At 62.8% G+C, this 26,736-nt stretch carries 20 protein-coding genes and 1 pseudogene; 8 read left to right on the plus strand and 13 right to left on the minus strand.

Annotated features, from left to right (window positions below):
• Positions 1–37 precede the first annotated feature (37 nt).
• The 3 genes from MB84_RS03770 to MB84_RS03780 all read right to left on the minus strand — a co-directional run bounded on the left by MB84_RS03770 (position 38) and on the right by MB84_RS03780 (position 5,160).
• Positions 38–1,747, minus strand: a complete 1,710-nt coding sequence (locus MB84_RS03770; RefSeq protein WP_169834979.1) for a gamma-glutamyl-gamma-aminobutyrate hydrolase family protein — start codon at positions 1,745–1,747, stop codon at positions 38–40.
• A gap of 595 nt (positions 1,748–2,342) precedes the next feature.
• A complete protein-coding gene (locus MB84_RS03775; protein WP_046290811.1) occupies positions 2,343–3,590 on the minus strand; it encodes a sensor domain-containing phosphodiesterase in 1,248 nt (415 codons plus the stop codon).
• A gap of 274 nt (positions 3,591–3,864) precedes the next feature.
• On the minus strand, positions 3,865–5,160 hold the full coding sequence (locus MB84_RS03780; protein WP_046290812.1) for an MFS transporter: 1,296 nt from the start codon (positions 5,158–5,160) through the stop codon (positions 3,865–3,867).
• Between the two features lie 211 nt (positions 5,161–5,371).
• On the opposite strand from MB84_RS03780, the gene MB84_RS03785 reads away from it, so the two are divergent.
• Positions 5,372–6,592, plus strand: a complete 1,221-nt coding sequence (locus tag MB84_RS03785) for an ISL3 family transposase (RefSeq protein WP_046289972.1) — start codon at positions 5,372–5,374, stop codon at positions 6,590–6,592.
• A gap of 95 nt (positions 6,593–6,687) precedes the next feature.
• Here MB84_RS03785 and MB84_RS03790 read toward each other — a convergent pair whose 3' ends face one another.
• The gene (locus MB84_RS03790) at positions 6,688–8,016 is read right to left on the minus strand and encodes an MFS transporter (RefSeq protein ID WP_046290813.1); all 1,329 of its coding nucleotides are present in this window, start codon (positions 8,014–8,016) and stop codon (positions 6,688–6,690) included.
• Positions 8,017–8,066: 50 nt separating this feature from the next.
• A complete protein-coding gene (locus tag MB84_RS03795) occupies positions 8,067–9,743 on the minus strand; it encodes a GMC family oxidoreductase (protein WP_046290814.1) in 1,677 nt (558 codons plus the stop codon).
• A 541-nt stretch (positions 9,744–10,284) separates the two neighbouring features.
• On the opposite strand from MB84_RS03795, the gene MB84_RS03800 reads away from it, so the two are divergent.
• Entirely contained in the window at positions 10,285–11,085 is an 801-nt protein-coding gene (locus MB84_RS03800) for an IclR family transcriptional regulator (RefSeq protein WP_245725553.1), read from the plus strand.
• A gap of 4 nt (positions 11,086–11,089) precedes the next feature.
• On the opposite strand, the gene MB84_RS03805 is transcribed toward MB84_RS03800, so the two are convergent.
• On the minus strand, positions 11,090–11,878 hold the full coding sequence (locus MB84_RS03805) for an IclR family transcriptional regulator (protein ID WP_046290816.1): 789 nt from the start codon (positions 11,876–11,878) through the stop codon (positions 11,090–11,092).
• A 277-nt stretch (positions 11,879–12,155) separates the two neighbouring features.
• On the opposite strand from MB84_RS03805, the gene MB84_RS03810 reads away from it, so the two are divergent.
• Positions 12,156–13,142, plus strand: coding sequence for an AAA family ATPase (locus MB84_RS03810; RefSeq protein ID WP_046290817.1), 987 nt, complete (start codon positions 12,156–12,158; stop codon positions 13,140–13,142).
• Positions 13,139–14,890: a cobaltochelatase CobT-related protein gene (locus tag MB84_RS03815; protein WP_046290818.1), complete on the plus strand. Its 1,752-nt coding sequence runs from the start codon at positions 13,139–13,141 to the stop codon at positions 14,888–14,890. Before MB84_RS03810 ends, MB84_RS03815 begins: the two co-directional genes overlap by 4 nt.
• A gap of 17 nt (positions 14,891–14,907) precedes the next feature.
• Here the strand turns inward: MB84_RS03815 and MB84_RS03820 are convergent, their stop codons facing one another.
• From MB84_RS03820 to MB84_RS30855, 7 genes and pseudogenes are all read right to left on the minus strand, one after another.
• A complete protein-coding gene (locus tag MB84_RS03820; RefSeq protein ID WP_046290819.1) occupies positions 14,908–15,687 on the minus strand; it encodes a sulfite exporter TauE/SafE family protein in 780 nt (259 codons plus the stop codon).
• A gap of 26 nt (positions 15,688–15,713) precedes the next feature.
• The gene (gene pta / locus MB84_RS03825) at positions 15,714–16,754 is read right to left on the minus strand and encodes a phosphate acetyltransferase (protein ID WP_046290820.1); all 1,041 of its coding nucleotides are present in this window, start codon (positions 16,752–16,754) and stop codon (positions 15,714–15,716) included.
• Positions 16,755–16,831: 77 nt separating this feature from the next.
• Positions 16,832–18,664, minus strand: coding sequence for a sulfoacetaldehyde acetyltransferase (xsc, locus tag MB84_RS03830; protein WP_211279341.1), 1,833 nt, complete (start codon positions 18,662–18,664; stop codon positions 16,832–16,834).
• Between the two features lie 232 nt (positions 18,665–18,896).
• Positions 18,897–19,286: a nuclear transport factor 2 family protein gene (locus tag MB84_RS03835; RefSeq protein WP_046290821.1), complete on the minus strand. Its 390-nt coding sequence runs from the start codon at positions 19,284–19,286 to the stop codon at positions 18,897–18,899.
• 58 nt (positions 19,287–19,344) lie between these two features.
• A complete protein-coding gene (locus MB84_RS03840) occupies positions 19,345–20,775 on the minus strand; it encodes an NAD(P)/FAD-dependent oxidoreductase (protein WP_046290822.1) in 1,431 nt (476 codons plus the stop codon).
• A gap of 178 nt (positions 20,776–20,953) precedes the next feature.
• Positions 20,954–21,214 carry a helix-turn-helix domain-containing protein gene (locus MB84_RS30850; protein WP_245725554.1) on the minus strand — a complete coding sequence of 87 codons (261 nt, stop codon included), beginning with the start codon at positions 21,212–21,214 and terminating at the stop codon, positions 20,954–20,956.
• Between the two features lie 261 nt (positions 21,215–21,475).
• A pseudogene (locus MB84_RS30855) lies at positions 21,476–21,778 on the minus strand (type II toxin-antitoxin system RelE/ParE family toxin); the annotation flags it as partial.
• Positions 21,779–22,030: 252 nt separating this feature from the next.
• Between MB84_RS30855 and MB84_RS03850 the strand changes: the two are divergent.
• From MB84_RS03850 to MB84_RS03865, 4 genes are all read left to right on the plus strand, one after another.
• Positions 22,031–22,231: a DUF3311 domain-containing protein gene (locus tag MB84_RS03850; protein ID WP_039395941.1), complete on the plus strand. Its 201-nt coding sequence runs from the start codon at positions 22,031–22,033 to the stop codon at positions 22,229–22,231.
• 162 nt (positions 22,232–22,393) lie between these two features.
• Positions 22,394–23,815 (plus strand): sodium:solute symporter family protein, encoded by a 1,422-nt coding sequence (locus MB84_RS03855; RefSeq protein ID WP_046290823.1) that lies wholly within the window; start codon positions 22,394–22,396, stop codon positions 23,813–23,815.
• A gap of 110 nt (positions 23,816–23,925) precedes the next feature.
• Positions 23,926–25,521 carry an amidohydrolase gene (locus MB84_RS03860; RefSeq protein WP_046293382.1) on the plus strand — a complete coding sequence of 532 codons (1,596 nt, stop codon included), beginning with the start codon at positions 23,926–23,928 and terminating at the stop codon, positions 25,519–25,521.
• Positions 25,518–26,516 carry a CobW family GTP-binding protein gene (locus MB84_RS03865; protein WP_245725475.1) on the plus strand — a complete coding sequence of 333 codons (999 nt, stop codon included), beginning with the start codon at positions 25,518–25,520 and terminating at the stop codon, positions 26,514–26,516. The genes MB84_RS03860 and MB84_RS03865 overlap by 4 nt, the downstream gene beginning before the upstream one ends.
• Positions 26,517–26,736 lie beyond the last annotated feature (220 nt).

The following is a 26,736-nucleotide window of genomic DNA, read 5'->3' on the forward strand; positions in this document are numbered from 1 at the left end:
AAGACGCCGGGGGCGTTGGCGTTTGCGCTTGCGTTCGTCAGATGGCAGAGGCAGACGGGGGCACGGAGCGAGGGCCTTTCAATTCGCGGATAACCGCTTGCTTCGCGCGGTGGGCGCCGGCGGCGTCGGAGAATATCTGCCAGAAAATCTGGTTGGCCGCAGACATCGGAAGGCTCTCACTGCGGGAGACGAAGCTCTCTGGCGCTCTGTACATGGGTTCCGTCCTGAAAAACTCAGGATGGAATTGCAGCATGAGGGCCGGCACTCCTCCCGCATGAGGGCTTTCAACCGCCTCGACCAGTCCTTCGTGTACGACAGAGGGTTTCAGATGCTCGACAAGCGACTGCGCGGATACGGGGATCGCCTGATGGTGCGACACCACGCTGGCAAGCGTCTCTCGCATGGCTTCGCCGTATATCCCGTTTCGGCTGCCCTGCGTCAGATTGAAATCTCGCGTGCCACGCTGTCCCTCAACGTTTTGCAACATTTTCGCGCCGAAGTACACGTTGACCAACTGGAAGCCACGGCAAATGGCCATCATGGGAACACCCCGATTCAGGGATTCGCGCAGTAGCGCCAACTCCAGCAGAGAACGACGGTAGTCGCTCCCCGAACGGGGCGTGTCTTCCTCCTCTCCATACAAGGCTGAAGGAATATCCTCACCGCCAGGCAGTACGATGGCATTGACGTTTGCGCTCAACGTTTTCGCCTTTGCCGTGATGCTGGCCAACTGCGCGAATGTCTCAGGGTCGTCGTCGACCGTTTGCAGCAGGCGCTGGGGGATCGGGAGGCCGCCCGCCGGACTCACCGCGATGCGCTGCAACGCGACGCCAATCTCATGATCGAATTTTCTGCGATCTATCGAAGGCGAGCGCATGGCAATACGCAGCGGGATCATGCCAGCGGCCTGATCGAGCTTCACGAGGACTCTGGGAATCGATGTGCCGCGATCCGCCGGATCGACCGGCAGGACAGCCGTCGGCCGGGTAGTCCCGACCGTCTTGCGAGAGTCGCTATCCACATCGAAATCGCGCAAAACATCGAAGAACACCGAATTCTCCAGATTGCTGTTTCGAATCGACGAGTCCCTGACCTCGGCGTTCAGGAAATGGGTTCCGGCCATCGTGACCGTGTCGAAACGAGAACTCAGAATTCGCGCGTTTTCAAAGCTCCCGATGACGAGGTCGCACCGTTCGAAACCGACGCCGTCGAGCGAGGCGCACGCCATCATGACTTCGCGCATGATGCAGTCCCGGAACAGACAGTTCTCGATTGAGGCATCGATGAACGACGCGTTCCTCAGATTGCATGCGATGAATTGGCTGCCCGAAAGACTCGACGCATTGAACGAGCACCAGTCGATCGTGCAATTGAGAAACTGCACGCCGCAGAGCAGAGCGTGTGTCAGCGGGGTGTCGGCGCTAAGCGTGATGGATGACAATTGCGTCGAGAACCCGGCCGCTGTCAGGCACGCTGCGACATCGAGAGGCGCGCCATCGCGACGCTTGCCCGCCTCCGAGAGACACGACAGAAACTGCGCCTGCGATACGGCTGGCAGCGCTCTGTGAGTGCTTCCCGAGTGAGACATGGCTGTCGATTCATGGCTTCGCGCACGCGCAACGCGATGCGAGCAGACGCGAGGAAGGTGATCCAGCGTTTCGGCAAGCAGCGCGGCCAGCGAGTCGCCGTCGACGTTTCGGGTAAGGGGGATTGGGTCGACCCGTGCTGCGCCGATATGATGCGCCAACGTCCTGCCGGGTGGCGTGTCGGACTTAGTCCCCAATCGGGTTTTCGGCGTGAGCGATGTCAGACGCTCCGTAAATGCCCTCTCCTGCAACGGTGTCCGTCTCGGCGCTCGTCCGTTTGCGAAAGCGCAATGCGCGCCTTCGAACTCGCAGCGAAGTTGTGTCGCTGCCGGTAAAGCACGACGAGGTTCCGAAGGTACCGGGGGCGCGGGTGAGGCAAGGGCAGGTCTTACGTCGACGAGGTCCCCAGCGATTGGCGCTTCGAACCCCGCAGAGCGATCCGGCAGGCAGTAGGGAGGGGGGGAGACAGGCTGGACGCCTGTGTTTTCGACGCTGGGCATTTTCACGAGATTCCATATCGGGCATTCGGCTGCGCTGACACCCTTTGCGTTGCGCCGTTCGCAACTTGGACGTCTTTGATGACTCACTCGTGAATGCTGTTCCTGCCCAACGAAAAGGTGTGACGATCGCGTGACGTATCGTTGGGCAACGTCACGAAGGTGAATCGGGGGAGGTCATGTCTTGCCATTTCGAGTGGGAGTTCGCCCAACGTGTCGAAGGGCGACGAGGACGTGGCAACGATTGAAAAGCCGCGCTTTACCAGTTGATATCCACGCAAAGCACATGCAGCCCCTGCTTCGCGGGCGACGCAATCGAGGCCGTCACGCACAGGTGCGCTTCGTTGATCGAGAGATAGGGCGGCGTGAAATGCACTTCGCCGGGTGCACGCATGGCCTCGATGAAGTACGGACGCCGCGCCCAATTCGCGCCTTCCGAATGCAGCAGCGGACGGAAGCGCTTGGCGCGTTGCGACGAATGGCTGTGCGGCAGCACGTTGTCGCCGATCTGGCGGCCGACGGCGTCGAGCAGAAAGCAGCGTGCGGCGTCGGGCAGGGCGAGCAGGTCGTGCGTCGCCTGACGAATGTCCTGTCCCTGAGCGATGCGCGCAGCCGCCGATTCGATGCCCGCGACGTACGGCGCGAGTCGCGCATGTTGTGCCCGCTCGCGCTCGACGGTCTGCGTGCGCAGGGCCGACGACAGCGCGTCCATGCGCTCGGCCGCCACCTTCGGCGGCACAGGATCGAAGTCCGGTGCGGCGAAATACTGGCCTTGCACGAAATCGACGTTACATTCCAGCGCGATCAGCGCCTCGCGATCCGTCGTGAGGCCGCCCATCATCACCAACTGTCCCGATTCGTGAAGCAACGACACGAGGCCCGGTAGCACGCGCGCGAGGTGCGATTGCTCGGCGGCCTGCGCCAGAATGCCGCGATCCAGCACCACGATATCCGGACGCAGATCCCACACACGGTCGATGTTCGAGTGCTTCGCCCCGAAGCCGCCCAACGCGATCAGGAAACCGGCCTTGCGCAGGCTGCCGACGATCGCGCCAAAGCGCGGCGTGTCGCCGCCCGCCTGTTCGGGCACTTCAAGCACCACGCGCTGTGGCGACAGACCCGTCGCCTTGAGCGTGGCGATCAGCGCATCGCCGTAGACCGTATCCATCAGCGCCGCAGGGTGCAAATTCAGAAAGAGCCACGCATCGCGGCTGTCGAATTCGTGGAAGTTGCCCAGGTGCAGCGACTCGGCGAGCCGCCCAAGCTCCAGCATGTCGCCATGACGCGCGGCCATCGTGAATACTTCGTGCGACGGCATATGGCGGCCCTGCGCGTCGTGGGCGCGCAGCGAAGCGTGATAGCCGATGGCACGTCGGTGCGAGACCGAGAACACTGGCTGGAAGACGCTGGAGATCGTGAAATCGCCGTATATGACGATGCGCCGGCCGTCGTCGGCCGCCGTCATTCGTGGCGGCAGGAGTCCGGGAGCGTCGAGATCGATGGTCATAGTCGTGACAGGCGCGGGGGCTAGGCTTAAGGATATGTACAGAATAGGAGAGCAAGAAGCGTGCTCAAAGGCGCGCGCTATTGTCCCCGATTTTCAAGGCGTTTTTCGGGAGACTTGTGACGCGACGCACCAGAGCGTGCTGCGTTCGCCCCAAAGTGGGGCATGGAGACCGGAGAGGGGAGCGCTTGGATTTGCGGCGTCGCCGCGCCGCAGACCACTGGGCCTATCGGGGGGGACGTTGCAATGGGAGCGATCCGACGCCCCGTCCCTGCATTTACGGCGCGAGCGTCTGCGCCCGCCGGGCCACGCGTGCGAGCGCCAGCGCACAGACCGCATTGAAGACGTGCAGCCCGCCCGGGCCGAGCAGCGTCACCGCCAGCGAGGCGATCATGGGGCCGAGCAGGCCGCCGACAGAGAAGAGGATGAGCAACGTGGCGCTTACGCCGATACGTCGCTCCGGCTCGGTGCGGTCGTTCACATGCGAGACGATCAGCCCGTACTGCGTGAAGTTCACGGCCGAGAACAGGAACATCAGCACGAAGACCAGCCAGTGCGCCTGAATGAAGATGAGCGGTGCGCAGAACACGACCGACGCGAGCGCCAGACGCCGCGACACCGTGCGCCGGTCCATACGGTCGGACAGACGTCCCACCGGCCATTGCATGAGCAGCGCGCCGAACAGCGCCACGCCCATGAGCGTCGACAGACTCCCGATGGAAAAGCCGATGCGGGTGAGATACACCGGCATCATCGCGTAGAACGCGCTGTACAAGAACCCGGCGAGAATGCAGCCCGGAATGGCAATCGGTGTGGCGCGCGCCATTTCCGCGATGCTGTCGAACAGACTCGTCGCCGCTTGTTTGACGAGGCGCTCGTCGGCCACGCGCGTGGGCCAGCCCTGCATGAGCGTGATCGGCATAATGGCGGCGACGAACAATCCGGCGACGAGCAGCAGCTGCCCCTCGCTGCCCGCCTCGCCGATATTAAGCAGGAACTGGCCGGTGCTCACTGCGAGGTAGTTGATCGTGAGATAGGAGCCGAACACGCGTCCGCGCATGGTGTTCGGCACCGACCCGTTGAGCCAGCTTTCCACCGTGGTGTACATGCCCATCAGCGCGAGGCCCGTCCCCACGCGCAGCAGGCAAAGCAGCGGCATCGATTCGGAGACGGCGAAGCCCATCACGAAGAGCGCTGCCAGCGCGGTGAACGCCACGAACGCGCGATGCTGCCCGATGCGCTCGATCAGCGACCGGTTGCAGAACGCGCCGAGCAGAAAGCCCGCGTAGTAGCACGACTGGATCACCCCGATGGTGAACGTCGATGCGCCGAATTTCAGGGCACGGAATGGCACAGCGGTGACGAACAGCCCGTTGCCCACGACCAGCACGCCGTAGCCCAGCAGAATGCCCATGAGCGCGGGATAGACGCTGATGGGCAGGGGGACGGCGTCGGCCGGGGCTGGGCCGGGCGGCGTCGATGGCGCGCCCAGCAGCGAGGCTTCGGACAGCGGGCCGGGACGATCGGGCTCGTCTTCGGCAATGGCAGTATCTAGCGACGGATCGCGTTGCATTCGATTGCGAGGGCTCGCGGGCCAGAGAATTGGGGGCAAAGGCTTGCACGAGCTTTCATCATCGCACGATGACGACACTTAGGCGAACTGACCACGGTGACGCGTGCACTGTCGTACCCAAAAAATAAGGTTCATCGCGCAATAGCGTGGAGGGATTTGACAAGTTTTCGTACTCTTGATGGCAGGAATTTGCCATCAGGAGTGCGTGGAGATGCTGGATCGCAAGCTGCTGGAGTCGCTGGGAGGCTGGCAGGGCTATGCCGTCGAACGCGTGGAGTGGCCCGAGGGCACAGGGCGCACGCTGTCGATCTATTTGAAGCCAACCGCCAAGGTGATGCTGTGCGAGCAGTGCGGCGCACGATGTCGCCAGGTCCATGAGACCACGGTGCGCCGGGTGCGAGATCTGCCGTTATTTGAGTACCGGGTTGTTCTTCATGTTCCACGCCGGCGCTTGTTGTGTGAGCAATGCGGTGGCCCGCGCCTGGAGCGGCTTACTTGGCTGGGTCGCTACCAGCGGGTGACGGATCGGCTTGCGGCGGCCTGCAGCCAATTGCTGCAATCGAGCAACGTGCAGGCGGTGGCGAGGTTCTTCGAGCTGGGTTGGCATACCGTCAAGACGCTGGACAAGGCCCGGCTCCGAGCGTCAGTGCGCGAACCGGATTGGTCCAGGATCGAGTATTTAGCGATGGACGAGTTCGCCCTGCATAAAGGGCATCGGTACGCGACGGTAGTCGTCGATCCGATCAGCAGGCAGGTGCTGTGGATCGGCCCAGGACGCTCACGCGAGACGGCTCGGGCGTTCTTCGAGCAATTGCCGCGTGGGGTCGCCCAACGCATCAAGGCCGTAGCCATCGACATGACTACGGCCTACGAGTTAGAAATCCAGGCCCACTGCCCACGGGCGGAGATCGTCTATGACTTGTTCCATGTCGTGGCCAAGTACGGACGAGAGGTCATTGATCGGGTGCGCGTGGATCAGGCCAACCAACTGCGCCAGGACCGTCCCGCGCGCCGGGTCATCAAATCGAGCCGCTGGCTGTTATTGCGCAACCGCGACAAGCTAGACCGGCAGCAGGCCGTCCGGCTCGACGAATTGCTGCAAGCCAACCAGCCGCTGCTGACGGTCTATGTCCTGAGGGACGAACTCAAGCGGCTCTGGTTCTACCGAAGACCTGCCTGGGCAAAACAAGCCTGGCACCACTGGTGCGAGCAGGCCGAGCAAAGCGGAATAGCCCCCTTGAACACCTTCGCTCAGCGTCTGAAAGGCTATCTGCATGGCATCCTGGCCAGATGCCGACATCGTCTAAACACCAGCATCGTTGAGGGCATTAACAACACTATCAAGGTCATTAAGCGGCGCGCCTACGGCTACCGAGACCAGGAATACTTCTTCCTCAAAATCCGCGCCGCCTTCCCCGGTAATGCTCAATGAACCAAAAATAAAGGCGTGTCCCGATGCAGGATACGCCTTGTGTCAGCGCCGCTTCCTCGTCAGCGGCGTCGTGCATCGGATGCGTCAGACGGAGATCAGTGCTCCGTCACCCCAGCGCCGTGCCACACCTGCTGCCGTCGCTTGCGACTGCCGATCCACGCGGCCGACAGTGCACTGATGAGCCCGGCCACCAGAACGTAAATGCAGATCATCCACGGCTCGCCGCCATTCTTCTGCAACAGGTACGTGGCGATGATCGGGCTCAGGCCGCTCGCGAAGATGCCGGAGAACTGATAGACGAACGAGATGCCGGTATAGCGAACCTTGGCGTCGAAGAGTTCGGAGAAGAGGGCGGCTTCGGGACCGTAGACCGACGCGTAGATCACCCCTAGCGGAATGACGATGGACAACCACACGAGCATCACGTTGCCGCCGCTCGCCTTCATCAGCCAAAACCCGCCGAACGACGACAGGCCGGTCGCGAGCGAACCCCAGAAGTAGATGCGCGTGCGCCCGATGCGGTCGGAGAGCTTGCCGAAGAACGGGATGGTGAAGATCATCACGAACGCAGCCGCCATCACGCCGGTGAGCGCTTCGGTCTGCGAGAGCTTGAGCGTCTGCGTCAGGTAGGCGATCGAGAACACGCCGAAGATGTTGAAGAACACGCCGTCGATGAAGCGCGCCCCCATACCGGCCAGCACGTTGCCGGGGCTCTTCGTGAGCACTTCCGCAATCGGAATCTTGATCTCGGCCCCTGCCTTCTTGATCTTCGCGAACTCCGGCGTTTCCATCACGTTCAGGCGAATGTACATGCCGATGGCCACGAGCCCGACCGACAGGAAGAACGCCAGACGCCAGCCCCACGCGAGGAACTGCGCATTCGTCAGCGTGTACGACAGCACGGCCACCACACCCGACGCGAGACACAGGCCGAGCGCAAGACCGACCTGCGGAATGCTCGCGTAATAGCCACGCTTTTCCTTCGGCGCATATTCGAACGCCATGAGCACTGCGCCGCCCCATTCGCCGCCGAGGCCGATACCTTGCAGCACGCGCAGCAACAGCAGCAGAATCGGCGCCCACAATCCGATCTGCGCATAGGTGGGCACCAGTCCGATCAGCATGGTGGCGACGCCCATGATGGTGAGCGTCATCACGAGCATGCTCTTGCGTCCGAGCTTGTCGCCGAAGTGACCGAAGATCACGCCCCCGAGCGGACGGCTCAGGAAGCCCACCGCGAACGTGCCGTAGGCGAGCATCGTCGAGATGAGCGGGTCGCTGCCGGGGAAGTACAGCTTGTTGAACACGATGCCGGCGACGACACCGTAAAGAAAGAAGTCGTACCACTCGATGGTGGCGCCGATGAGGCTGGCGACGACGACACGGCGCATCTGCCGCGGGTCGGTCCTGGTCGATGCATTCATGGTTGTCTCCGAATCTTGTATTGGTTGGGGGCTAACGTGACTGTTGCGCCTTACGCGACTGACTCAACCGTCAGGGCGACTTCTGCGGGCGCCTCCTCGCGACCGTGGATGTCTTCCTGCATGCCCGACGCGCGCTTGCGGTCTTCGAGAATCATGTCGGCCGCCTTCTCGGCAATCATGATGGTCGGTGCATTCGTGTTGCCCGACACCAGCTCGGGCATGATCGACGCGTCCACGACGCGCAACCCCGCAAGTCCATGCACACGCAGACGATCGTCGACGACGGCCATGTTGTCGTCGCCCATCTTGCAAGTGCCTGCCGGGTGATAGATCGACTGGCTGAACTGGCGCGCGGCCTGAAGCAATTCGTCGTCACTCCGGTAATGCGCGCCGGGGATGAACTCGCTGATGATGTGCGGCGCGAGCGAGGAGGCGGCCGCGATGCGACGCGCCACTTTGATGCCGTCGATCACCACCCGATGGTCGCGCTCGTCGGACAGATAGTTCGCGTGAATCGCCGGGTATTGCAGCGGATCGTTGGAGCGGATGTCGACGCTGCCCCGGCTGAACGGCCGCAACTGGCAGACGGACGACGTGAAGGCGGAAAAGCGATGCGCGCCCTGACCCGGCTTGTCGGCCGACAACGGTTGCATGTGGAACTGGATGTCGGGGCGCGTGACGTCGGGGCGCGAGCGCGTGAAGATCGTCACCTGACTGGCAGCCAGCGTGAGCGGGCCGGTGCGAAACAGCGCGTATTGCAGGCCGATAAGCGCCTTTCGCAGCGGGTTGTTCACTTCGTCGTTAAGCGTGCGCTCACGGGTCTTGAAGACGAGCCGCACTTGCAGATGGTCCTGAAGATTCCGACCGACGCCCGGCAACACATGTCGCAGCGCGACACCGGCCTTCGCGAGGACCGTCGTCGGCCCGACGCCGGAGTTCTGCAACAACTGCGGCGAACCGATGGCCCCTGCGGCGAGAATCACTTCCACTCTGGCTCGCGCTTTCTTGCGCTGACCGTCCTGCAAGTACTCGACGCCCACCGCGCGTTTGCCTTCGAACAGCACGCGGCAGGTTTGCGCGCGCGTCTGCACGATCAGATTGCGGCGCTCGCGTACCGGCTTGAGAAATCCCTTTGCGGTGCTCCAGCGAAAGCCCTTGAAGGCCGTTTGCTGAAAATAGCCGACGCCTTCCTGCGTCGCGCCGTTGTAGTCCTCGTTGAAGGGGATGCCGGTGTCCTTCGCGGCGGCGATGAAGTGCTCTGCAATGGGGCGGCGCAGTCGCAAGTCCGAGACCTTGAGCGGGCCGCCCACGCCGTGATACTCGCTTGCGCCGTGTTCCTGATCTTCCGACTTGCGGAAGTAGGGCAGCACGTCGGCGTAACCCCAGCCGCGATTGCCAAGCGCCGCCCAATGATCGTAGTCCTCGCGCTGGCCGCGCACGTACAACAGGCCGTTGAGCGAACTGGAGCCGCCGAGTACCTTGCCGCGCGGCCAGTCGATCTGACGGTCCGCCACGTTGGCGTCGGCTTCGGTGCGATAGCACCAGTCCAGCGCCGGGTTGTGCATGGTCTTGAAGTAGCCGACCGGCACGTGAATCCAGGGATTGTTATCGGGGCCGCCGGCTTCGAGCAGCAGCACCCGGTTCGCGGGATCTGCGCTCAGACGATTGGCGAGCACGCATCCGGCAGAGCCCGCACCGACGATCAGATAGTCCACTTCGTATTCCATACTGCCTGTCTCCTGCTGAACAATTCACGACGTCTCTCCCGCAGGATGAAACGATCCGTTTCGGTTTGTTTCGATTCAATGTCGGCGAGCGATCGGCAAATGCCAAGCGAAAAAATGTCGGGAGACGGAAACTGAAACGGAATTCGCGCTTGGCGTCTCAGAACGAGGCAATTGCTGCAGCGCATCTGCGGGGTTTCACTGAGTCGATGCGGCGGCGATGCAGAGGATGGGACGAACGCCATTGCCGCGACATCGCACGACCCTCACGGGTATTCCCGAGGCTGATGGATGTCAATTAATTGGTATATTTTGTTTCTTTTATTTCGCGGCGAGTTTCGAGCGGCGTGAATCGTCAGACGCCGGAAGACGATTCGAAGCGATGACAGCAGGAGGCGGAATGCACGAAACGCGTGGGACGCAGGGGACGCGCGAGGGCGTACGTGAGGGGGCCCGGGAAGCGGGTACGCTCGACGATGCCGAGTTGCGTGCGAGCGACGAAGCGAGAAATCTGCGCGCGCTGGCCGTCATTGAGCGGCTCGCCATGGCAGGCCAGCCCTACACGTTGTCGCAGCTCGCCACGCGCCTGTCGATTCCGAAGGCCACGCTGATGCGCCTGATCGAGGCGCTGGAAGTGTGTGGCTACGTCTCGCATGTGCCGGATTCGCGAGGCTCGGAGCGCGGGCTGTCGCTAGGCCCGCGTGCGGCGCGGCTCGCCCTGGTCACGCTGGCGAACAACAATTTCACGCGCGCGGCACGCTCGCTACTGCGTGCGCTCGTCGACCGCGTCGGCGAGACCGTCAACCTCACGGCACTCGATGGCGACGAGGTGCTCTACATCGAACGCGTGGAAACGAACGAGCCGTTGCGCATGCAGATGCATCCCGGCATGCGCGTGCCGCTGCACTGCACGGCGAGCGGCAAACTGTTCCTGTCGCAAATGCCGGTGGCGCAGCGTCGCGCGGTGATTTCGCGGCTGTCGCTCAAACGCATGACGCCGCGCACGATGACCGACGCGAGCCTGCTGGAAGCGGAACTCGACCGGCTGGCGGCGCGCGGCGTCGGCATCGACAACGAAGAGTTCGTGCGCGGCATGGTCGCCGTAGGCGTGCCCGTATGTGCGCCGGGGGACGGACACGTGCGTGCGGTCCTCGCCGTACATGGACCGACGGCGCGTGTCACGCTGGAACAACTGATGGGATGGGTGCCGACGCTGCGCGAGACGGCGACGGCGCTCGCGCCGCTGCTCGACTGGCAGCGGGCAAGCAAGCTGGAGGCATTGGCGAAGCGGGCGGACGCGCAGGACGCGAAGGCCGTCCCAACGACGGAAAAGTCCGCAAGCTGACGCGTCAGAACGTCTTCGCCAGTTCCCGGGCCGCTTCTTGCAGGCGCGGCACGAATTCCATCGCCTTGGAGAGCGACGTGCGCGACACCGGCGCGTGCACCGCCACTGCGGCGATACATCCGCCGTCTTCCTTGAGGACAGGCGCGGCCACGCAGGCAATCCCCAGTACGAATTCCTCGTTATCGACGGCAATACCCTTGTGCGCGATGCGATCGAGTTCGCTTTCCAGCAGTTCGGGATCGGTGAGGGTGTTGGGCGTGAAGCGTTGCAGCTTCATGGCGCGCAGCAACGCCGCGCGTTGCTCTCGGGGCATCATCGCCAGCAGCAGCTTGCCGCTCGCGCTGCTGTGCGCAGGCACGTGCGAGCCGGGCTTAAGATCGAGACGCAACGGCCACGGCGCTTCCATGCGGTCGAGGTACAGCACCTCGGTCTCATGCAGCATCGTGAGATTGCACGTCTCGCCGAGATCGGCCACGAGACGGCCGAGAATCGCGTGACGCATCCGGCGCGCGCCCGCCTGCATCATGACGCCCAGGCTCAACTGCGCCAAGCGCGGGCCGATCACATAAGCGTTCTTCTGACCCGGTTCGCGGATCACGAGACCGCCCGCTTCAAGCGAGCCGAGCATGCGATGCAACGACGCCTTGGGCATCTGGATATCGTGCGCCATGTCGGCGAGCGAGACGGGCGCGTCGGCCGCCACGAGGTATTCCAGCAGTGCGAACGCCCGCAGGGTCGGGGTGTCCGCCTTGTTGTCCGACGGGGAGTCGTGGGCAATCGCTACATCGTTCATATGCGCCGTTCCGGAAAATGGATCAGCGGTATTGTACCCAAACAGGTTATCGACCGGCATTGGCAGGGTCCAGATACAAAAGGTTCGGTTAGGTTCGGGTTCAGTTCATTCGAATCTAGTCGACGCCACGGCACATCGTCAATCAGTGTTTTAATTAATCGGAACGAATTGTATCTAAAAATGGTTAACGCTATGATGCGCTGAAACTGCCCCGCATCTCGATGGGGCGTATTGCCTGGTATTGCCTGGGCATGGCTTGCCCTTTGGAGACGTCGTGATGGAGATCGCAACCCAACAGCCGGATCGCATGGTCGATGCCCGCACCGTATTCGGCATCGATACCGATCTTCAGGTACCGGCGTTCAGCGAGCGGGACGACCACGTGCCCGAGATCGACACGGCGTACCGCTTCAATCCGGACGTCACGCTGGCGATCCTGGCCGGGTTCACAAACAACCGGCGTGTGATGGTGCAGGGCATGCACGGCACAGGCAAGTCCACCCACATCGAACAGGTGGCGGCGCGGCTGAACTGGCCGTGCGTGCGCGTGAACCTCGACGGCCACATCAGCCGCCTCGATCTGGTCGGCAAGGACGCCATCGTCGTGCGAGACGGTCATCAGATCACCGAGTTTCAGGAAGGCATCGTGCCGTGGGCGCTGCAACGTCCCGTCGCGCTGATCTTCGACGAGTACGACGCGGGACGTCCCGATGTGATGTTCGTCATTCAGCGCATTCTGGAGCGCGACGGCAAGTTCACGCTGCTCGACCAGAACCGCGTGATCCATCCGCATCCCGGCTTTCGCATGTTCGCGACGACCAACACGGTGGGTCTGGGCAATCTCAACGGTCTTTACCACGGCACGCAGGTGCTGAATCACGCGCAGATCGATCGCTGGAACGTGGTCGCGACACTCAACTATCTCTCGCGTGAAGACGAAGCGGGCATCGTACTCGCGCGCGTGCCGGAACTGGACAACGACGCTGGCCGCACGCTGATCGAATCGATGCTCGGCGTGGCGGAACTCACGCGCAAGGGCTTTGCCACGGGCGATCTGTCCACGCTCATGTCGCCGCGTACAGTGATCAACTGGGCGGAGAACGTGGGCATCTTCCACGACGCCGGTCTCGCGTTCCGTCTCACGTTCCTGAACAAGTGCGACGAAGCGGAGCGCGCCGTGGTGGCCGAGTATTACCAGCGCGCGTTCGGCCGCGAATTGCCGTCGACCGACGGCAGCCGCTCGCTGCTGGCCGATGCCTCATGACGCGTGGGACCTTCTCGGAGCGCGAGGCGGCCCGACGCGCCGCATGCGGCGAGGCGTTGTGCGCCGCCACGGTGCGCGCGCTGACTGGCGACCCCGCGCTGCATTACAGCGGGGCGCGCCTGTGCCGGAATATGCGACCGTTGCCGTTGCATGCGCCTCATCTGCAAACGCTGCCACCGCCAGCCGACCCACTGACCACGTTGCGCGGTGCGGCGGACGGCGCGGCGCTTCGGCTGCGTCACTGCGACGCGGCATTGCATCGCCGTCTGCAACCGGATGCGCCGTTGGAGCGACTGCTCTTCGAACTGCTGGAGCAACTGCGCTGCGAGACGTTCATTCCTGCCGGTATGCCCGGCCTCGCCAGCAATCTGCGCGAGCGCTTCGAAGCGTGGTCGCGCGCGATGCACGTCACGGGCGTTGCGGACAGTCACGTGGGGTTGCTGCTGTACACGGTGGCGCAGATGAGCTGGTCGCGACTGACTGGCTACCCCGTCATCGAAGAGACGGAAGGGCTGATCGAAGCCACGCGCATGGCCATCGCGCCGCGCATTGGCGGCGCGCTCGCGGGGATGCGTCGAACGCGTACCGATCAGGCGGCGTTCGCGGCTTACGCGCTGGAACTGGCCGCCGACATCGCGGGCCTGATCCGTGCGGCAGGCGGTGAGCACGAGGAAGACGAGGCGAAGGACGAGGAAGACGAGAAGGGCGTTCGCAACGCGTTCTCACTGTTTCTCGATTTCGACGAGCAGGAGGACGAAGGCATCACGCTCGCGCATTCGGGCGACAGCCGTGTGCTGACGGCGTCCGAGCAAGGCTATCGCGTGTTCACGAATCGCTACGATCGTGAACTGTACGCGGGCACGCTCGTGCGCCGCGCGTTGCTGACCGAGTTCCGCGAACGGCTCGACGAGCGCATCGTCGCTCAGGCGATCAATGTGCCGAGGCTGGCGCGCTCGCTCAAGGCGGCGCTCGCCGTACCGCAGCGCGACGGCTGGTCGTTCGGCGAAGAGCAAGGCCGCATCGACGGACGACGGCTCGCGCAACTCGTCAGTTCGCCTGCCGAGCGGCGTCTGTTTCGGCTGGAGAAGCACACGCTCATTGCCGAATCGATGGTGAGTTTTCTCATCGATTGCTCCGGGTCGATGAAGGCGCAGATCGACGCCGTCGCGATGATTGTGGACGTTCTCTCCCGCGCGCTCGATGCGGCGGGCGTCACCAACGAAATTCTGGGTTTTACCACCGGTGCGTGGAACGGCGGACGTGCCCGCACCGACTGGCTCGCGCGTGGCAAACCGCGTTTTCCCGGCCGTCTCAACGAGGTCTCGCATCTCGTCTTCAAGGATGCCGTCACCCCTTGGCGGCGTGCGCGGACCGACATCGCATCGCTGTACAAGGCGGACCTGTTCCGCGAAGGCGTGGACGGCGAAGCGGTCGAATGGGCGTGCGGTCGTCTGCGTTCGCGTAGCGTCAACCGACGCCTGCTGATCGTGATTTCCGATGGTAGCCCGATGGACGCCGCCACCAATCAGGTCAACGACGCGCACTACCTCGACCATCACCTTCGGGAAGTCGTGGCTCAGCAGCAGGCGCGTGGCGATGTGGATGTGTTGGGCCTTGGCGTCGGCCTCGATCTCAGCCCGTATTACCGGAATTCGCTTGCGCTCGATCTCACGTCGTCGCCTGACATGACGATGCTGGTGAAGCTGGTCGACTGGATCGGCAGCGGCGGGCGTCGGTCAGGCGACTGACGCGGCACCCCCCGGCGTCAGACTATCTCCAGCACTGCGCTCACCATCAGATGCACGCCAAGCAAGATCAGCGTCATGAACGCGAGACGGCGCGTGGTGACGCCTGAAAGCGGTGGGGGATGACGTCGTGCGAATAGCGTGGCGAATGTGACGACGGGAAACGCGAACGCCGCTTGCCACCACATCGACGCCGGTAACTGCCCTGCAAAGGCGCTATAGGTGGTGCGGATCGTCGCGGTGACGGCGAACAGCAGAATCAACGCGCAGCGAATCTGGACCAGTGTGAGCGGCTGACGATAAAAGTAGAAAATCAGCGGTGGCCCGGAAATACCGAACATCCCGCTCAGCAAACCGCCGAAGATGCCGCTCAGAAAGAAGCCCGTATCGGCGGAGCGCTCAGTCTTCGGCGCGGGACGCAGGGCGGAGCCGATGCCGCCATACAGCACCACTGCGCCCAGCAGCAGATGCAGCACGTTGGAGGCCGTGCCATTCAGATAATCGAACAGCAGCACACCGACCACGACCGACGGGACGATGCCGAGCGTTGCCGCCCGCACCGCCCGCCAGTCGATGAGATGCAACGTGCCGGGCAACGCCAGCGCGCTGTTCACAAGCGTTACCAGACTCACGAGGATGGCGACGTCGGCCACGGGCGCCAGTCCGAAGCCACTGGCCCCGCCCAGCACGATCATCCCAAGGCCGAACCCCGTCACCGTCTGGAAGTACGTGGCGAAGCCCAACAACAACATCAACGGCAGATGGGCCAGCAGCCCGGTCAGCACGGCGTGCCAGGTCATGCTCGTTCATGTCCGCTCATACGCACTCATGCACGAATGGCGAGCGGCGACACGCCGGTCAGCTTGGCCCGAGCGGCTTGCGCCTGCACGCAGGTCACGCCGATCACGTAGTAGATGTCGTCGGCGCTGCACCCGCGCGACAGGTCGTTCGCCGGGCGGTTAAGCCCCTGAAGCAGCGGGCCGATGGCCTTCGCACCGCCGATGCGTTCCGCCAGCTTGTAGCCGATGTTGCCTGCGTCCAGACTCGGGAAGATCAGCGTATTGGCGTGCCCTTCGATCTGCGAGTGCACGACTTTGCGCTGGGCGATTTCGGAGACGATGGCGGCGTCGAGCTGAACGTCGCCGTCGATGGCCAGTTGCGGCCGTGCTTCTTTGACGAGACGCGTCGCTTCCACGACCTTGTCGACAGCCGCATGCTTGGCGCTGCCGCTGGTCGAGAACGACAGCATGGCGACACGCGGTGGCTCCATGAGCAACGCAGCGGCGCTATCGGCCGCGGCAAGCGCAATCTGCGCGAGTTGTTCTGCATCGGGATCGACGACGAGCGCGCAGTCCGAGAAGATCAGCCCGCCCTTCATCGTGTGGAACGGCTCGCAGAGCATCATCAGGAAGAAGCTCGACACGAGCTTGAACGACGGCTGCACACCGATGATCTGAATCGCCATACGGACCACGTCGGCCGTGGTGTTGACGGCGCCCGCGACGGAGCCGTCCGCGTGACCGAGGCGCACCATCATGTTGGCGAAGCCTAGCGGCGTGCGCATTTCCGCAAGCGCCTGCTCGCGCGTCATGCCCTTCTTCGAGCGGACGCCGTACCAGATATGCGAGAAGGCTTCGGTCATGTCCGAGGTCGCCGGATCGATCAGCTCCATCCCGGCGAGATCGATGCGGGCGTCCCCAGCGGCGCGCTGCGTTCGGGCGATGTCGCCGACGAGCACGATGCGCGCAATGCCCTCACGCGTGGCGCGCGCGGCGGCCGCGAGCACGCGCGCGTCGTCCGACTCGCACAGCACGATGCGCATCGGGGCACGGCGCGCGGTATCGATAATGCGGTTGATGGCTTTCATGATGTCGAAGAAATAAAAAATGCGCCCCCGGCACCCACAGAGCCGGGAGCGCTGTCACACGAAGCACCGCTACCGCGTCAGACGTAGTCCTTGTACTTGTCGAGCATGCGCACCGGCTTCGAGAGCGCGTCGCGACGGAACGGATCGCCCAGTTCGCGCGTGCACATGATTTCGATGATGGTCGTCTTGCCGTGGTTCATCTGCATGTCGATGGCCTTCTTGAGCGCCGGGCCGACGTCTTCGAGACGATCGACCACGATGCCTTCCGCACCCATCGCACGGGCGATGTTGGCGAAGCTCGGGCTGTCCAGTTCACCGGCGACGAAGCGACGGTTGTAGAAGTCGACCTGGTTCTTCTTCTCGGCACCCCATTGACGGTTGTGGAAGACCACGGCCGTGACCGGAATGTTGTGACGCATGCACGTGAGCGTTTCCATCAGGCTCATGCCCCACGCGCCGTCGCCCGCGTACGACACGGCCGGGCGGTGCGGTGCGGCCACCTTCGCGCCGATGATCGTCGGGAACGCGTAGCCGCAGTTGCCCCAGCTCATGGCGGCGAAGAAGCTGCGCGGCTTGTTAAAGCGCAGGTAGCTGTTGGCCACCGAGTTGATGTTGCCGATGTCGGTCGAGACCATGACGTCTTCCGGCATCGCCTTTTCGAGTTCGCGCAGCACCTGACGCGGGTGCAGATACTCGCCGCCGTTGAACGTCTTCTCGTGCTTCTGCTCTTCGATCATGTCAAGGCTGTACGGATCGCGCTCGTGGGTCCAGTCGTCGAGTTCCTTCTCCCAGGCGGCCTTTTCCGTGGCGATCTGGTCGGCGCGGGCGGCACGCGTGGCGTCGCAGGCGAGCGTGCGCTCAGCCAGACGTTGCGACAGGGCGACGGCCGCAGCCTTCGCATCGCCGCAGATACCCACGGAGATCTTCTTCACGAGGCCGAGCATCTTGTGGTCGGCATCGATCTGGATGATCTTGGCGTTCTTCGGCCAGTAGTCCAGACCGTGCTGCGGCAGCGTGCCGAACGGTCCGAGGCGCGAGCCGAGCGCGACGACGACGTCGGCTTGTGCGAGCAGCTTCATGGCTGCCTTCGAGCCTTGATAGCCGAGCGGGCCGCACCACAGCGGATGGTTGGCCGGGAACGAGTCGTTGTGCAGGTAGCTGTTCACGACCGGTGCGCCGAGGCGCTCAGCCAGTGCCTTGCACTCTTCGACGGCGTCGGCCATGACCACACCACCGCCCGAGATGATGACCGGGAACTTGGCTTGCGCGAGCAGCTCGGCGGCTTCGTTCAGACGCTCGTCGCCGCCAGCGCCGCGATCGAGACGTTGCGGACGCGGAATCTCGGCCTTGATCTGGCCGTAGAAGTAGTCGCGCGGGATGTTGAGTTGCGTCGGGCCCATTTCGGCCATGGCGCGGTCGAAGCAGCGGCCGGTGAACTCGGCCATACGTGCCGGGTGCGTCACATGACCCTGGTACTTCGTGAATTCCTGGAACATCGGCAGTTGCTTCGCTTCCTGGAAACCGCCGAGGCCGATACCCATCGTGCCCGCTTCGGGCGTGACGATCACGACCGGGCTATGCGCCCAGTACGCGGCGGCGATGGCCGTCACGCAGTTGCTGATGCCGGGGCCGTTCTGGCCGATCACGACACCATGACGGCCCGACACGCGAGCGTAACCGTCGGCCATGTGGCCAGCGCCCTGCTCGTGCACCACCGGAATCAGACGGATGCCGGCCGGCGCGAAGATGTCCATCGCGTCCATGAAGGCCGAACCCATGATGCCGAACATCTCGCTCACGCCATTGGCGACCATCGTTTCGACGAACGCTTCCGAGGGCGTCATCGTTTGCGGACCGGCATCGGAAGCCGTCAGTTGCTGGGTGGCCGTAGCCGGATCTTTGGCGTTCATGGGGTGTCTCCAGTGAAAAATAAACGGAACAAATAATTCCGATTTCGTTGATTGATTTGAAATCTAGGGGATCAAGCCGTCGTCGTCAATTGGTATTTTTATTATTTGGTACGTTTTGTATTGAAAAAAATAAATAAACGTTTGTTGGATGACGAGGAAGGCCTGTCGCCGTCGTTCAGAAAAAACGCCCCGTCGGGCGGGGCGGGCAAGCTGGGCATTCTTCAGGGCGTGATCAGAACGCCGGGCGGTCCTTGCGGAACGCATTCTTCACTTCGATCTTGCCGTCGCGCAGGGTGAACACGTCGACCATGCGCGCTTCCACACGCGAGCCATCCGCCTTCGTGCCGCGGAACGTCGATTCCGATACGGCGCGATCGCCGTCCACGAAATGCACGCCCTCGGTCCACGACGCATCGGGGAAGTTCTCCGACGCGGACTGGAACGCCGCGCGCACGGCCTCACGGCCTTCGAAGGTGCGCCCGAGCATGTCGGGGCCCGCGACGGCATGGAACACGCATGTGTCGGTCATACAAGCCATGAGGGCATCGATGTCGTGGCGGTTCCAGGCGTCGTTGAACGTGGTGAGCAACTGGATGGCGGCGGTGTCGTTCTGAGTCGTCATTGCAGATTCCAAATTCGAGAGAGAGGCGAGATAGGTGGGATAGGCGGGATGGGCGCGATCAGCGGGCTTCGTCCTGCGCGTGATATCGCTGATAGAGAAAGCGCTGGCCGATGCGGCGGAATGGCGCGAAGCCTTGCCATTGCACCGTGCCGAACACGTTCGGGTATTGCAGCGCGGAGTCGTAGATCGGCAGATCCCACGACGGGTCGCGCTGCCCGGCAATGCGTTGGGCGAGGCGGCGTCCGGCGTGTGCGGAGAACGACACGCCGTTGCCGCCGTAGCCCACGGCATAGAAGAGGTTCTGACGCGGATCGGGTTGTGTGACGCGCGGCATCATGTCGTGACTCACGTCTACCCAGCCCCACCACGAATAGTCGATCCGAATGCCCTTGAGCGCGGGGAATTTGCGATGCAGGCCTTCGACCAGCACGGCCATGTGTTTCGGATTTTGCGCATCGGCCCCGGTGATCGAACTGCGGCTGCCGATCTGCAACCGCTTATCGGGCAGCAGACGGTAGTAATAGCGCAGCGTGCGCGTGTCGGTGATGACCTCGTGCGTGCGGAAGTTCGTTGCGGCGATCTCGTCTGGCGTCAGTACGCGTGTGACGAGCGAGTTCGACAGGATCGGCATGATCTTCGAGCGCAGCGCTTTCGTGACGTCGTTACGCGTGTAGCCGCCGGTGGCGAACGCGACGGCCTTGGCGCGCACGACACCGCGCGGCGTGCGCACGTGATGCACGCCGTTGACCGTCTCCACACCCAGCACCGGCGTCGACGGATGCACGCGCGCGCCGAGCGCACGCGCCATGCGCAGATAGCCGAAGGCGAGTTTGAGCGGGTGTACGCCGATACCGTCGGGCTCGTGCAGTGCGCCGCAGTTTTCCTGATCGTCGACGTATTGTTCGCGGACTTCGTCGCGCGAGAGGATGCGGGTGTCGTAGCCGAAGACATCGCGCATGACGCGCGCTTCGTTGCGCAGGAAGTCCATCTTGCGGTCGCGGTGTGCGATGTAGAGATGGCCGCCCGGCTGCGGGTCGCACTCGGGCACTTCGGCGATGAGCGATTTGAATGTGTTGAAGCCTTCGCGGATTTCGGCGTCCAGACGCAGTGCGGTGTCCTTGCCCCAGCGATCGATCCATTGCGAACGATAGAGACGTCCGCTGGCGTTCTGGCCCTGACCGCCGTTGCGGCTGGTGCACCCCCAACACGTCTGGTTCGCTTCGAGGACGGTGGCCCGGATGCCGTGTTCGCGTGCGAGGAACAGCGCCGTGGACAGGCCGGTGAAGCCTGCGCCGACGATGACCACGTCGACATCGGCATCGCCTGCGAGCGGTCCGTCGTCTTCCGGCGGCTCGCCTGCGGTGGCCACCCAATAGGTCGGCGCATAGTCCATGCCCAGCCCGGGGGTGGACGAGACTAACGGATCGTAAAGCGGATCGTATGGCGCTGCGGAGCGACGATCCAGCGCGAAGGATTCAATCGTACCCACGTTTGGCTCCTGAAAAGAATGAGCCAATACTGCCAAGAACAATTTCGTGGGATTAGTACCACCGAAGACTTGTGATGGTGCCAGTGCATCGCCGCATGGCTACGGCCTGGACTTCGTCAGGGAAGTCCCTGACTGGCGCCACATTTTTCGTGAACATGGCGCCAGCGTAGTGGACTGATTACGCCAGCACCGCGAGTCCATGTTTTTCGATGACTTGAAGCAGTTTTGCCGCTGCACCGCTCGGCCTCTTCGTGCCCGCTTCCCATTTTTGAACCGTCGACGCACTGGTGTTGAGATATGCCGCGAGAACACCCTGACTTACATGAACGCTCTTGCGAATTTTGATGATCGCGGTCTTTGTGTACTTGGGAACGGTGGGAACGCACAATTCGTCATATTCGCGCATCGTCCGCTTATTGATGCCGCCAGCGACGTGCATGTCTTTCGCAATCTCGTGAATAGCGGTCAGCGCCTCGGACTCATCGACACAGGAGCGATTTCGCACTCTCGCAATGCGTGTTCGGGATGAGGCATCGGTCGTCTTGATGGCGGCCTTCCGGCCAGGCTTGGCCGCGGCTTTGGATACCACAACTGGTTTGGTCATTTTCCGCAAATCTCCACTAAGGCACCTGCCTGCAATATGGTCTCCAATGCCCTTTTTCGGCAATCCCTTGAGGTCTTTGGCCAGCTTCTTGAAGCCCTTCAGCGCTTTCGGTCCGACGTTCTTTTCATCTTGCTTATCAAACAGATATGCGAAGATGATCCATACCTCTTCCTTCTCGACGAGTAGCGCTCGGAAATCTCCATTACGTAGTCGCGCCTTGACGACGCCAGCGTCCAGCGCATTACCGCAAACCCCTTCGCTGGCCCACCTCATCGCCACACGGTACAACTCATCGTTGGATATTTCGGCAGCCCGGGCATCATTTGCAAACCTTCGGGTTTTGAAGACCCGCACTCTCCCCTCACAGCTTTCGCTGACTCCCTTCCTTGCTAAAGGCATATGGCTTTCATGCGTGCATTATGGCCGAAAACTGTAGCACTTAGTGCTATAGACCGTAAGTCGGCACCAAGCTGCGGATACATGAGACGCGTCGCGTATCACGCCTCTCTGGCACCAAACTTTTCTGGCATGTGGCTCTAAACGGCGCGATTTTTGGCCGGGGATACTGAATCTCACAACAGGTCTGCTGGTCCGCGCCGCCCTCAGGCGCGTGAACTTTCGCGGCCGTAACGATCGCAACGGAGAAGGGACATGCTCAGATTGTTGATTGGCCTCGGGTTGCCGTATCTCGGGGTTGTAGGTCTGCTGCCCTGGGCAGCTTCCGTCGAGCGCTACGTGCTCGGCGTGCCGTTTATCTACGGCTGGATCTTCCTGTGGTTCGTACTCACGTCCGTCTGCCTGTGGCTGTGCTGGACGCTCTTCGACCGGCATATCGTCGAGGACCCCGCGTGATGCGATGCGCCACGCGCACGTCCTGCGTCCTTCCTTAGCGACTTCGCCTCAGGCGCGTTTAGCGCGCATTGAATCGGTGCTGCGCTCACCCGAGCCAGCACCCACGGCACCCCGATCCCGCGTACGTGCCGAATTACTTTCCGAATTCCGGAGATTGCGTCGATGGCAACCCTCATCTTTGCCGGCTTCATTCTGTTGTCGGTCTACCTCGCATTGCGAGCGCGCGGCGGACGCGGCCCGCAGAGCGTGCACGACTTCTTTGTCGCATCGCGCCAGTTCGGCGCGTGGCTCGTATTCTTCCTCGCTGCCGGTGAGATCTACAGCATCGGCACGATGGTCGGTTTTCCGGGCGGCATCTATGCCAAAGGGCCGACCTACGGCGTGTGGTTCCTTGGCTACATTCTGCTGGCCTATCCCGTCGGCTACTTTCTCGGCCCGAAAATCTGGGACGCCGGTAAGCGCTATAACGCGATCACGCTGCCTGACTTGTTCAAGGGGCACTTCCAGAATCGCTTTCTCGAACTGGTGGTCGCGATCACGGCTATCGTCTTCCTGTTGCCTTGGGGGCAGTTGCAGTTCACCGGGCTGGTGGCGGCGCTCAAGGGACTCGGGTGGAATTTTCAGCCGCTGTGGCTCATCAGCTTCTCCGCGTTGCTGGCGTTCGTCTACATCGCGATTGCCGGGGTACGGGCGTCTGCCTACATCGCGGTGCTCAAAGACGTGCTGATGGTCGCCGCCATCGTGATCACCGGTGTCGCGGTGGCGTGGGAGTCCGGCGTGACGCCCGTCTTTCAGGCCGCGAGCCAGCACGTGAGCAACGCGATGAGCACGCAACAACTCACGTTCGCGATGACGACCATCGTGTTCCAGTCGCTCGGCATGTACGTGATGCCGTTTGGCGTGCAGAACTTCTTCACCGCGAAGAGTGCGTCCACGATCCGGCGCACGCAGGTCGCCATGCCGCTGTATATGCTGATGTATCCGTTCCTGGTGCTGGCGTCGTACTACGCGATCAGCCAGAACATCCAGCTCGCCTCGCCCAACGAAGCGTTCTTCGCCGCCGTGACACAGTTGCTGCCGTCGTGGCTCGTCGGCCTCGTGGCCGCAGGGGCGGCGCTCTCGGGATTGCTCGTGCTCGCAGGCATCTGCCTTGCGCTCGGCCCCATCGTTACGCGCAACATTCTGTCGGGTATGCCTGAGCATCGTCAGAAGGCCAGCTCGAAGGGGGTGATCGTGCTGTACCTGCTGGGTTCCATCGTGCTGACGCTGTTCACGCCGAACCTCATGCTCACGCTCATCAACATGGCGTATTACGGCGTGACGCAGTTCCTGCCGGGCGTGATCGCGGTGGTGTTCCGCATGCGCGTGCGCGCTACTGCCGTCGCCGCCGGTGTGCTGGCAGGGCAGGGCCTCGCACTCGTGCTTTACTACAAGAATCCGGACCTCGGCGGCGTCAACCTCGGGCTGATTTGCCTGATCGTCAACGTCGTGGTGACGTCGGTGCTCAACCTGCTCCTCGGCGGCCATCGCGCCGCCCGTTCGATGGACGCCGGGGTGGGCACGCTTTCCCCCTACAAGAAGTGAAGATGACAGATAGAGACAGCAGCAGAGACAGCAGCGGAGACAGCAACCAGGACAGCAACACCGCCAGCCGCGACGACATTCGCGTGTACGTCGCCCGCAAGATCGTGACGATGAATCCGGCGCAGCCTGTGGCCACCCACGTTGCGGTGTGCGATGGCCGGATTCTCGCCGTGGGCGGTGCCGACGACATGCGCCGCTGGACGGCTGCTGCGCCCATCGACACGCTGCGCGACAAAGTGCTGATGCCCGGTCTGGTCGAGGGGCATTGCCACCTGATGGAAGGCGCGATGTGGGACGCCGTGTATGTCGGTTACTACGACCGGCGCGGCCCGGACGGTCATCTGTGGGAAGGGTTGAAGACGCCGTCCGACGTATTGGCCCGCCTGCGCGACGCCGAGCAACGCATGACGGACGACCACAAACCGCTGCTCGCGTGGGGTTACGATCCGATCTTCTTCGACGACGCGCCGCTGGTCGCGCGCGATATCGATGCGGTGTCGGCGACGCGTCCCATCGCGATCCTGCATGCCAGCGTCCATTTGATGAACGTGAACACGCCGATGCTAGAACTCGCAGGTATCGATGGCGACGCGGACGTCGAGGGCATCGTCCTCGGTGACGATGGCGAACCGACCGGAGAGTTGCAGGAGTTCGCGGCGATGTTTCCGGTGTATCGCGTCATCGGCGAGGGGCTGTCGATTGCAGCGAGCGAGAGTCCGCGCGCGATTTGGAATTTCGGCCGTGTCGCGCAACTCGCCGGTGTGACCACGGCGACCGATCTCGTCAACGACCTGACGCCGACCGGCAACACAAATCTCCATGAGGCGACGGCCGATGCGAAGTATCCGATTCGCATCGTGCCCGCCTTCGCCCCGCAGCGTTGCCCAGAGGGTGGGCCGCAACGCGTGCTCGATGCGCGCGAACGCAACACGGACAAGTTGCATTACGGACCGGTGAAGTTCATCGTTGACGGCTCGATTCAAGGGTTCACGGCGCGTCTTCGCTGGCCGGGCTATCACAACGGCAAGCCCAACGGATTGTGGCTGATCGCGCCGTCGCAACTGGTCGAAACATTCCTGCCGTTCCACACGGCCGGGCTGCAAATGCACATTCATACGAATGGCGACGAAGCCACGGAAGTGGTGCTCGACGCCATTGAGAAACTGCTCGAAGTGCATCCGCGCGCCGACCATCGTCACACGTTGCAGCACTGCCAGATGGCCGACGTCGCACAACTCACGCGCGCGCAGCGCCTCGGCATGTGCGTGAATTTCTTCGCGAATCACGTCTACTACTGGGGCGACGCGCATTACACGCAGACGATGGGGCCGGATCGCGCGAATCGCATGGATGCGGCCGAGATCGCACGTCGGATGGGCTTGCCGTTTGCACTGCACTCCGACGCGCCAATCACGCAACTCAATCCGCTGTTCACCGCGTGGTGCGCCATCAAACGCGAGACGTCGTCCGGCCGGGTGCTTGGTGAGTCGTTGCGCTTGCCGGTCGACGACGCCTTGCGTGCCGTTACGCTGGGGGCAGCATTCTCGCTGGGGATGGATCATCTGATCGGCAGCGTCGAAGTCGGCAAGTACGCGGACTTTGCGGTGCTGGAAGCCGATCCTTACGAGGTGCCCACCGACGATTTGCGTCAGATGCCTGTGTGGGGCACTGTCCTCGGTGGCGAAATTTTCCGCGCGCCGACATGATGACCGTCCAGACGCCCGACGCGCGAGTCCACGCCGAAGTCGCACGGGAACCGGTGCCGATGATCGTCCTTGGTGGCTATCTCGGTGCTGGAAAAACGACCCTCGTCAACGCGCTGCTGCGCAACGCGGATGGCTTACGCGTAACGGTGCTCGTGAACGACTTCGGCTCGGTCAACGTCGATGCATCGCTCATCCGGGAGCGTAGCGACGACGTGATCGGATTGGAAAACGGTTGCGTGTGCTGCACCATCGGCGGGCGCCTTGTGGAGACGCTCATCGCCATCGGTGAGCGCGCACAGCGCCCCGACCTGCTTGTGATCGAAGCGAGCGGGGTGTCCGATCCCATGCGCATCGCCCAGGTGGGGCTGCTGGACAAAGCGTTTCGATTGCACGGCATTTTGGTCGCGGTTGACGCGTGCGGCGTCGAGGAGACACTCGCCGACCGCTATGTCGGCGACATCGCCCATAAGCAGATCATGGCGGCGAGCACGCTCGTCATGACGAAGACGGATCTCGTGACGCCCGACGCGTTGCAGGCGGCGCGCCAACGGCTGGCCGGACTCGGTGCGACGCAGATCGTCGTGACGGCAGATAACGGCGTGGTGCCACCGGCGATTCTGTTCCCCGACGAAGCGCTGAATTTGCCCGGTTTGCTAAGCCCGAGGCCGCTGCGCGCATCGGGGCACGCGTTGCCGAGTGGTCTGCGAAGCTTCGTCTGGAAAATGGACGGCGCGTTGGACCGCAATCGCCTGCGGGCGGCAATGTTGATGTTCCGGGGTAAGTTGTTGCGAGCGAAAGGATTCGTCGTGTCGCCGACCGGTGGCATCAGCGAGATGCATGTCGTGGGGGCACGCGTGACATTCAGAGCGCGCCCGGAACTGCCTGTGCAGCCGTCGTCGATGGTCTTCATCGGCGTGCTGTCGGATGAGGAAATCTCGAAATTCGAAAGTGCGTTGGAGGCGACTCGTCTCGAATCATCGCCCTGTCTTGCCTAGCAGGGCTCGTCCAAGCACCTGCTGCGGACCTGCGCTTACCGGATCCGTGGCGAAAGACAGATGATACCCCTACGGCGAAAAATGAAAGGTGGCATCGTGCATTCGGACTCAGACTAATTGTTCTCCCACTCCGTCTGCCCGACAGTCATGATTTCGACCTCATCCCTCACTGGCGCCAACTTTCCTGTACAGCGCTACCCGGATTCCAATCTTAGCGAGC

This window comes from Pandoraea oxalativorans (genome assembly GCF_000972785.3).
Lineage (GTDB): Bacteria > Pseudomonadota > Gammaproteobacteria > Burkholderiales > Burkholderiaceae > Pandoraea > Pandoraea oxalativorans.

What these genes read in the sequence shown, in the direction of transcription:
- MB84_RS03820 (WP_046290819.1), bottom strand. Translation starts at nt 15,687, where the DNA reads ATGACCTGGCACGCCGTGCTGACCGGGCTGCTGGCCCATCTGCCGTTG.
- MB84_RS03805 (WP_046290816.1), bottom strand. Translation starts at nt 11,878, where the DNA reads ATGAACGATGTAGCGATTGCCCACGACTCCCCGTCGGACAACAAGGCG.
- MB84_RS03800 (WP_245725553.1), top strand. Translation starts at nt 10,285, where the DNA reads ATGGCAGGCCAGCCCTACACGTTGTCGCAGCTCGCCACGCGCCTGTCG.
- MB84_RS03865 (WP_245725475.1), top strand. Translation starts at nt 25,518, where the DNA reads ATGATGACCGTCCAGACGCCCGACGCGCGAGTCCACGCCGAAGTCGCA.
- MB84_RS03780 (WP_046290812.1), bottom strand. Translation starts at nt 5,160, where the DNA reads ATGCAACGCGATCCGTCGCTAGATACTGCCATTGCCGAAGACGAGCCC.
- MB84_RS03790 (WP_046290813.1), bottom strand. Translation starts at nt 8,016, where the DNA reads ATGAATGCATCGACCAGGACCGACCCGCGGCAGATGCGCCGTGTCGTC.
- pta (WP_046290820.1), bottom strand. Translation starts at nt 16,754, where the DNA reads ATGAAAGCCATCAACCGCATTATCGATACCGCGCGCCGTGCCCCGATG.
- xsc (WP_211279341.1), bottom strand. Translation starts at nt 18,664, where the DNA reads ATGAACGCCAAAGATCCGGCTACGGCCACCCAGCAACTGACGGCTTCC.
- MB84_RS03810 (WP_046290817.1), top strand. Translation starts at nt 12,156, where the DNA reads ATGGAGATCGCAACCCAACAGCCGGATCGCATGGTCGATGCCCGCACC.
- MB84_RS03850 (WP_039395941.1), top strand. Translation starts at nt 22,031, where the DNA reads ATGCTCAGATTGTTGATTGGCCTCGGGTTGCCGTATCTCGGGGTTGTA.
- MB84_RS03785 (WP_046289972.1), top strand. Translation starts at nt 5,372, where the DNA reads ATGCTGGATCGCAAGCTGCTGGAGTCGCTGGGAGGCTGGCAGGGCTAT.
- MB84_RS03775 (WP_046290811.1), bottom strand. Translation starts at nt 3,590, where the DNA reads ATGACCATCGATCTCGACGCTCCCGGACTCCTGCCGCCACGAATGACG.
- MB84_RS30850 (WP_245725554.1), bottom strand. Translation starts at nt 21,214, where the DNA reads ATGCACGTCGCTGGCGGCATCAATAAGCGGACGATGCGCGAATATGAC.
- MB84_RS03855 (WP_046290823.1), top strand. Translation starts at nt 22,394, where the DNA reads ATGGCAACCCTCATCTTTGCCGGCTTCATTCTGTTGTCGGTCTACCTC.
- MB84_RS03860 (WP_046293382.1), top strand. Translation starts at nt 23,926, where the DNA reads ATGAATCCGGCGCAGCCTGTGGCCACCCACGTTGCGGTGTGCGATGGC.
- MB84_RS03815 (WP_046290818.1), top strand. Translation starts at nt 13,139, where the DNA reads ATGACGCGTGGGACCTTCTCGGAGCGCGAGGCGGCCCGACGCGCCGCA.
- MB84_RS03795 (WP_046290814.1), bottom strand. Translation starts at nt 9,743, where the DNA reads ATGGAATACGAAGTGGACTATCTGATCGTCGGTGCGGGCTCTGCCGGA.
- MB84_RS03835 (WP_046290821.1), bottom strand. Translation starts at nt 19,286, where the DNA reads ATGACGACTCAGAACGACACCGCCGCCATCCAGTTGCTCACCACGTTC.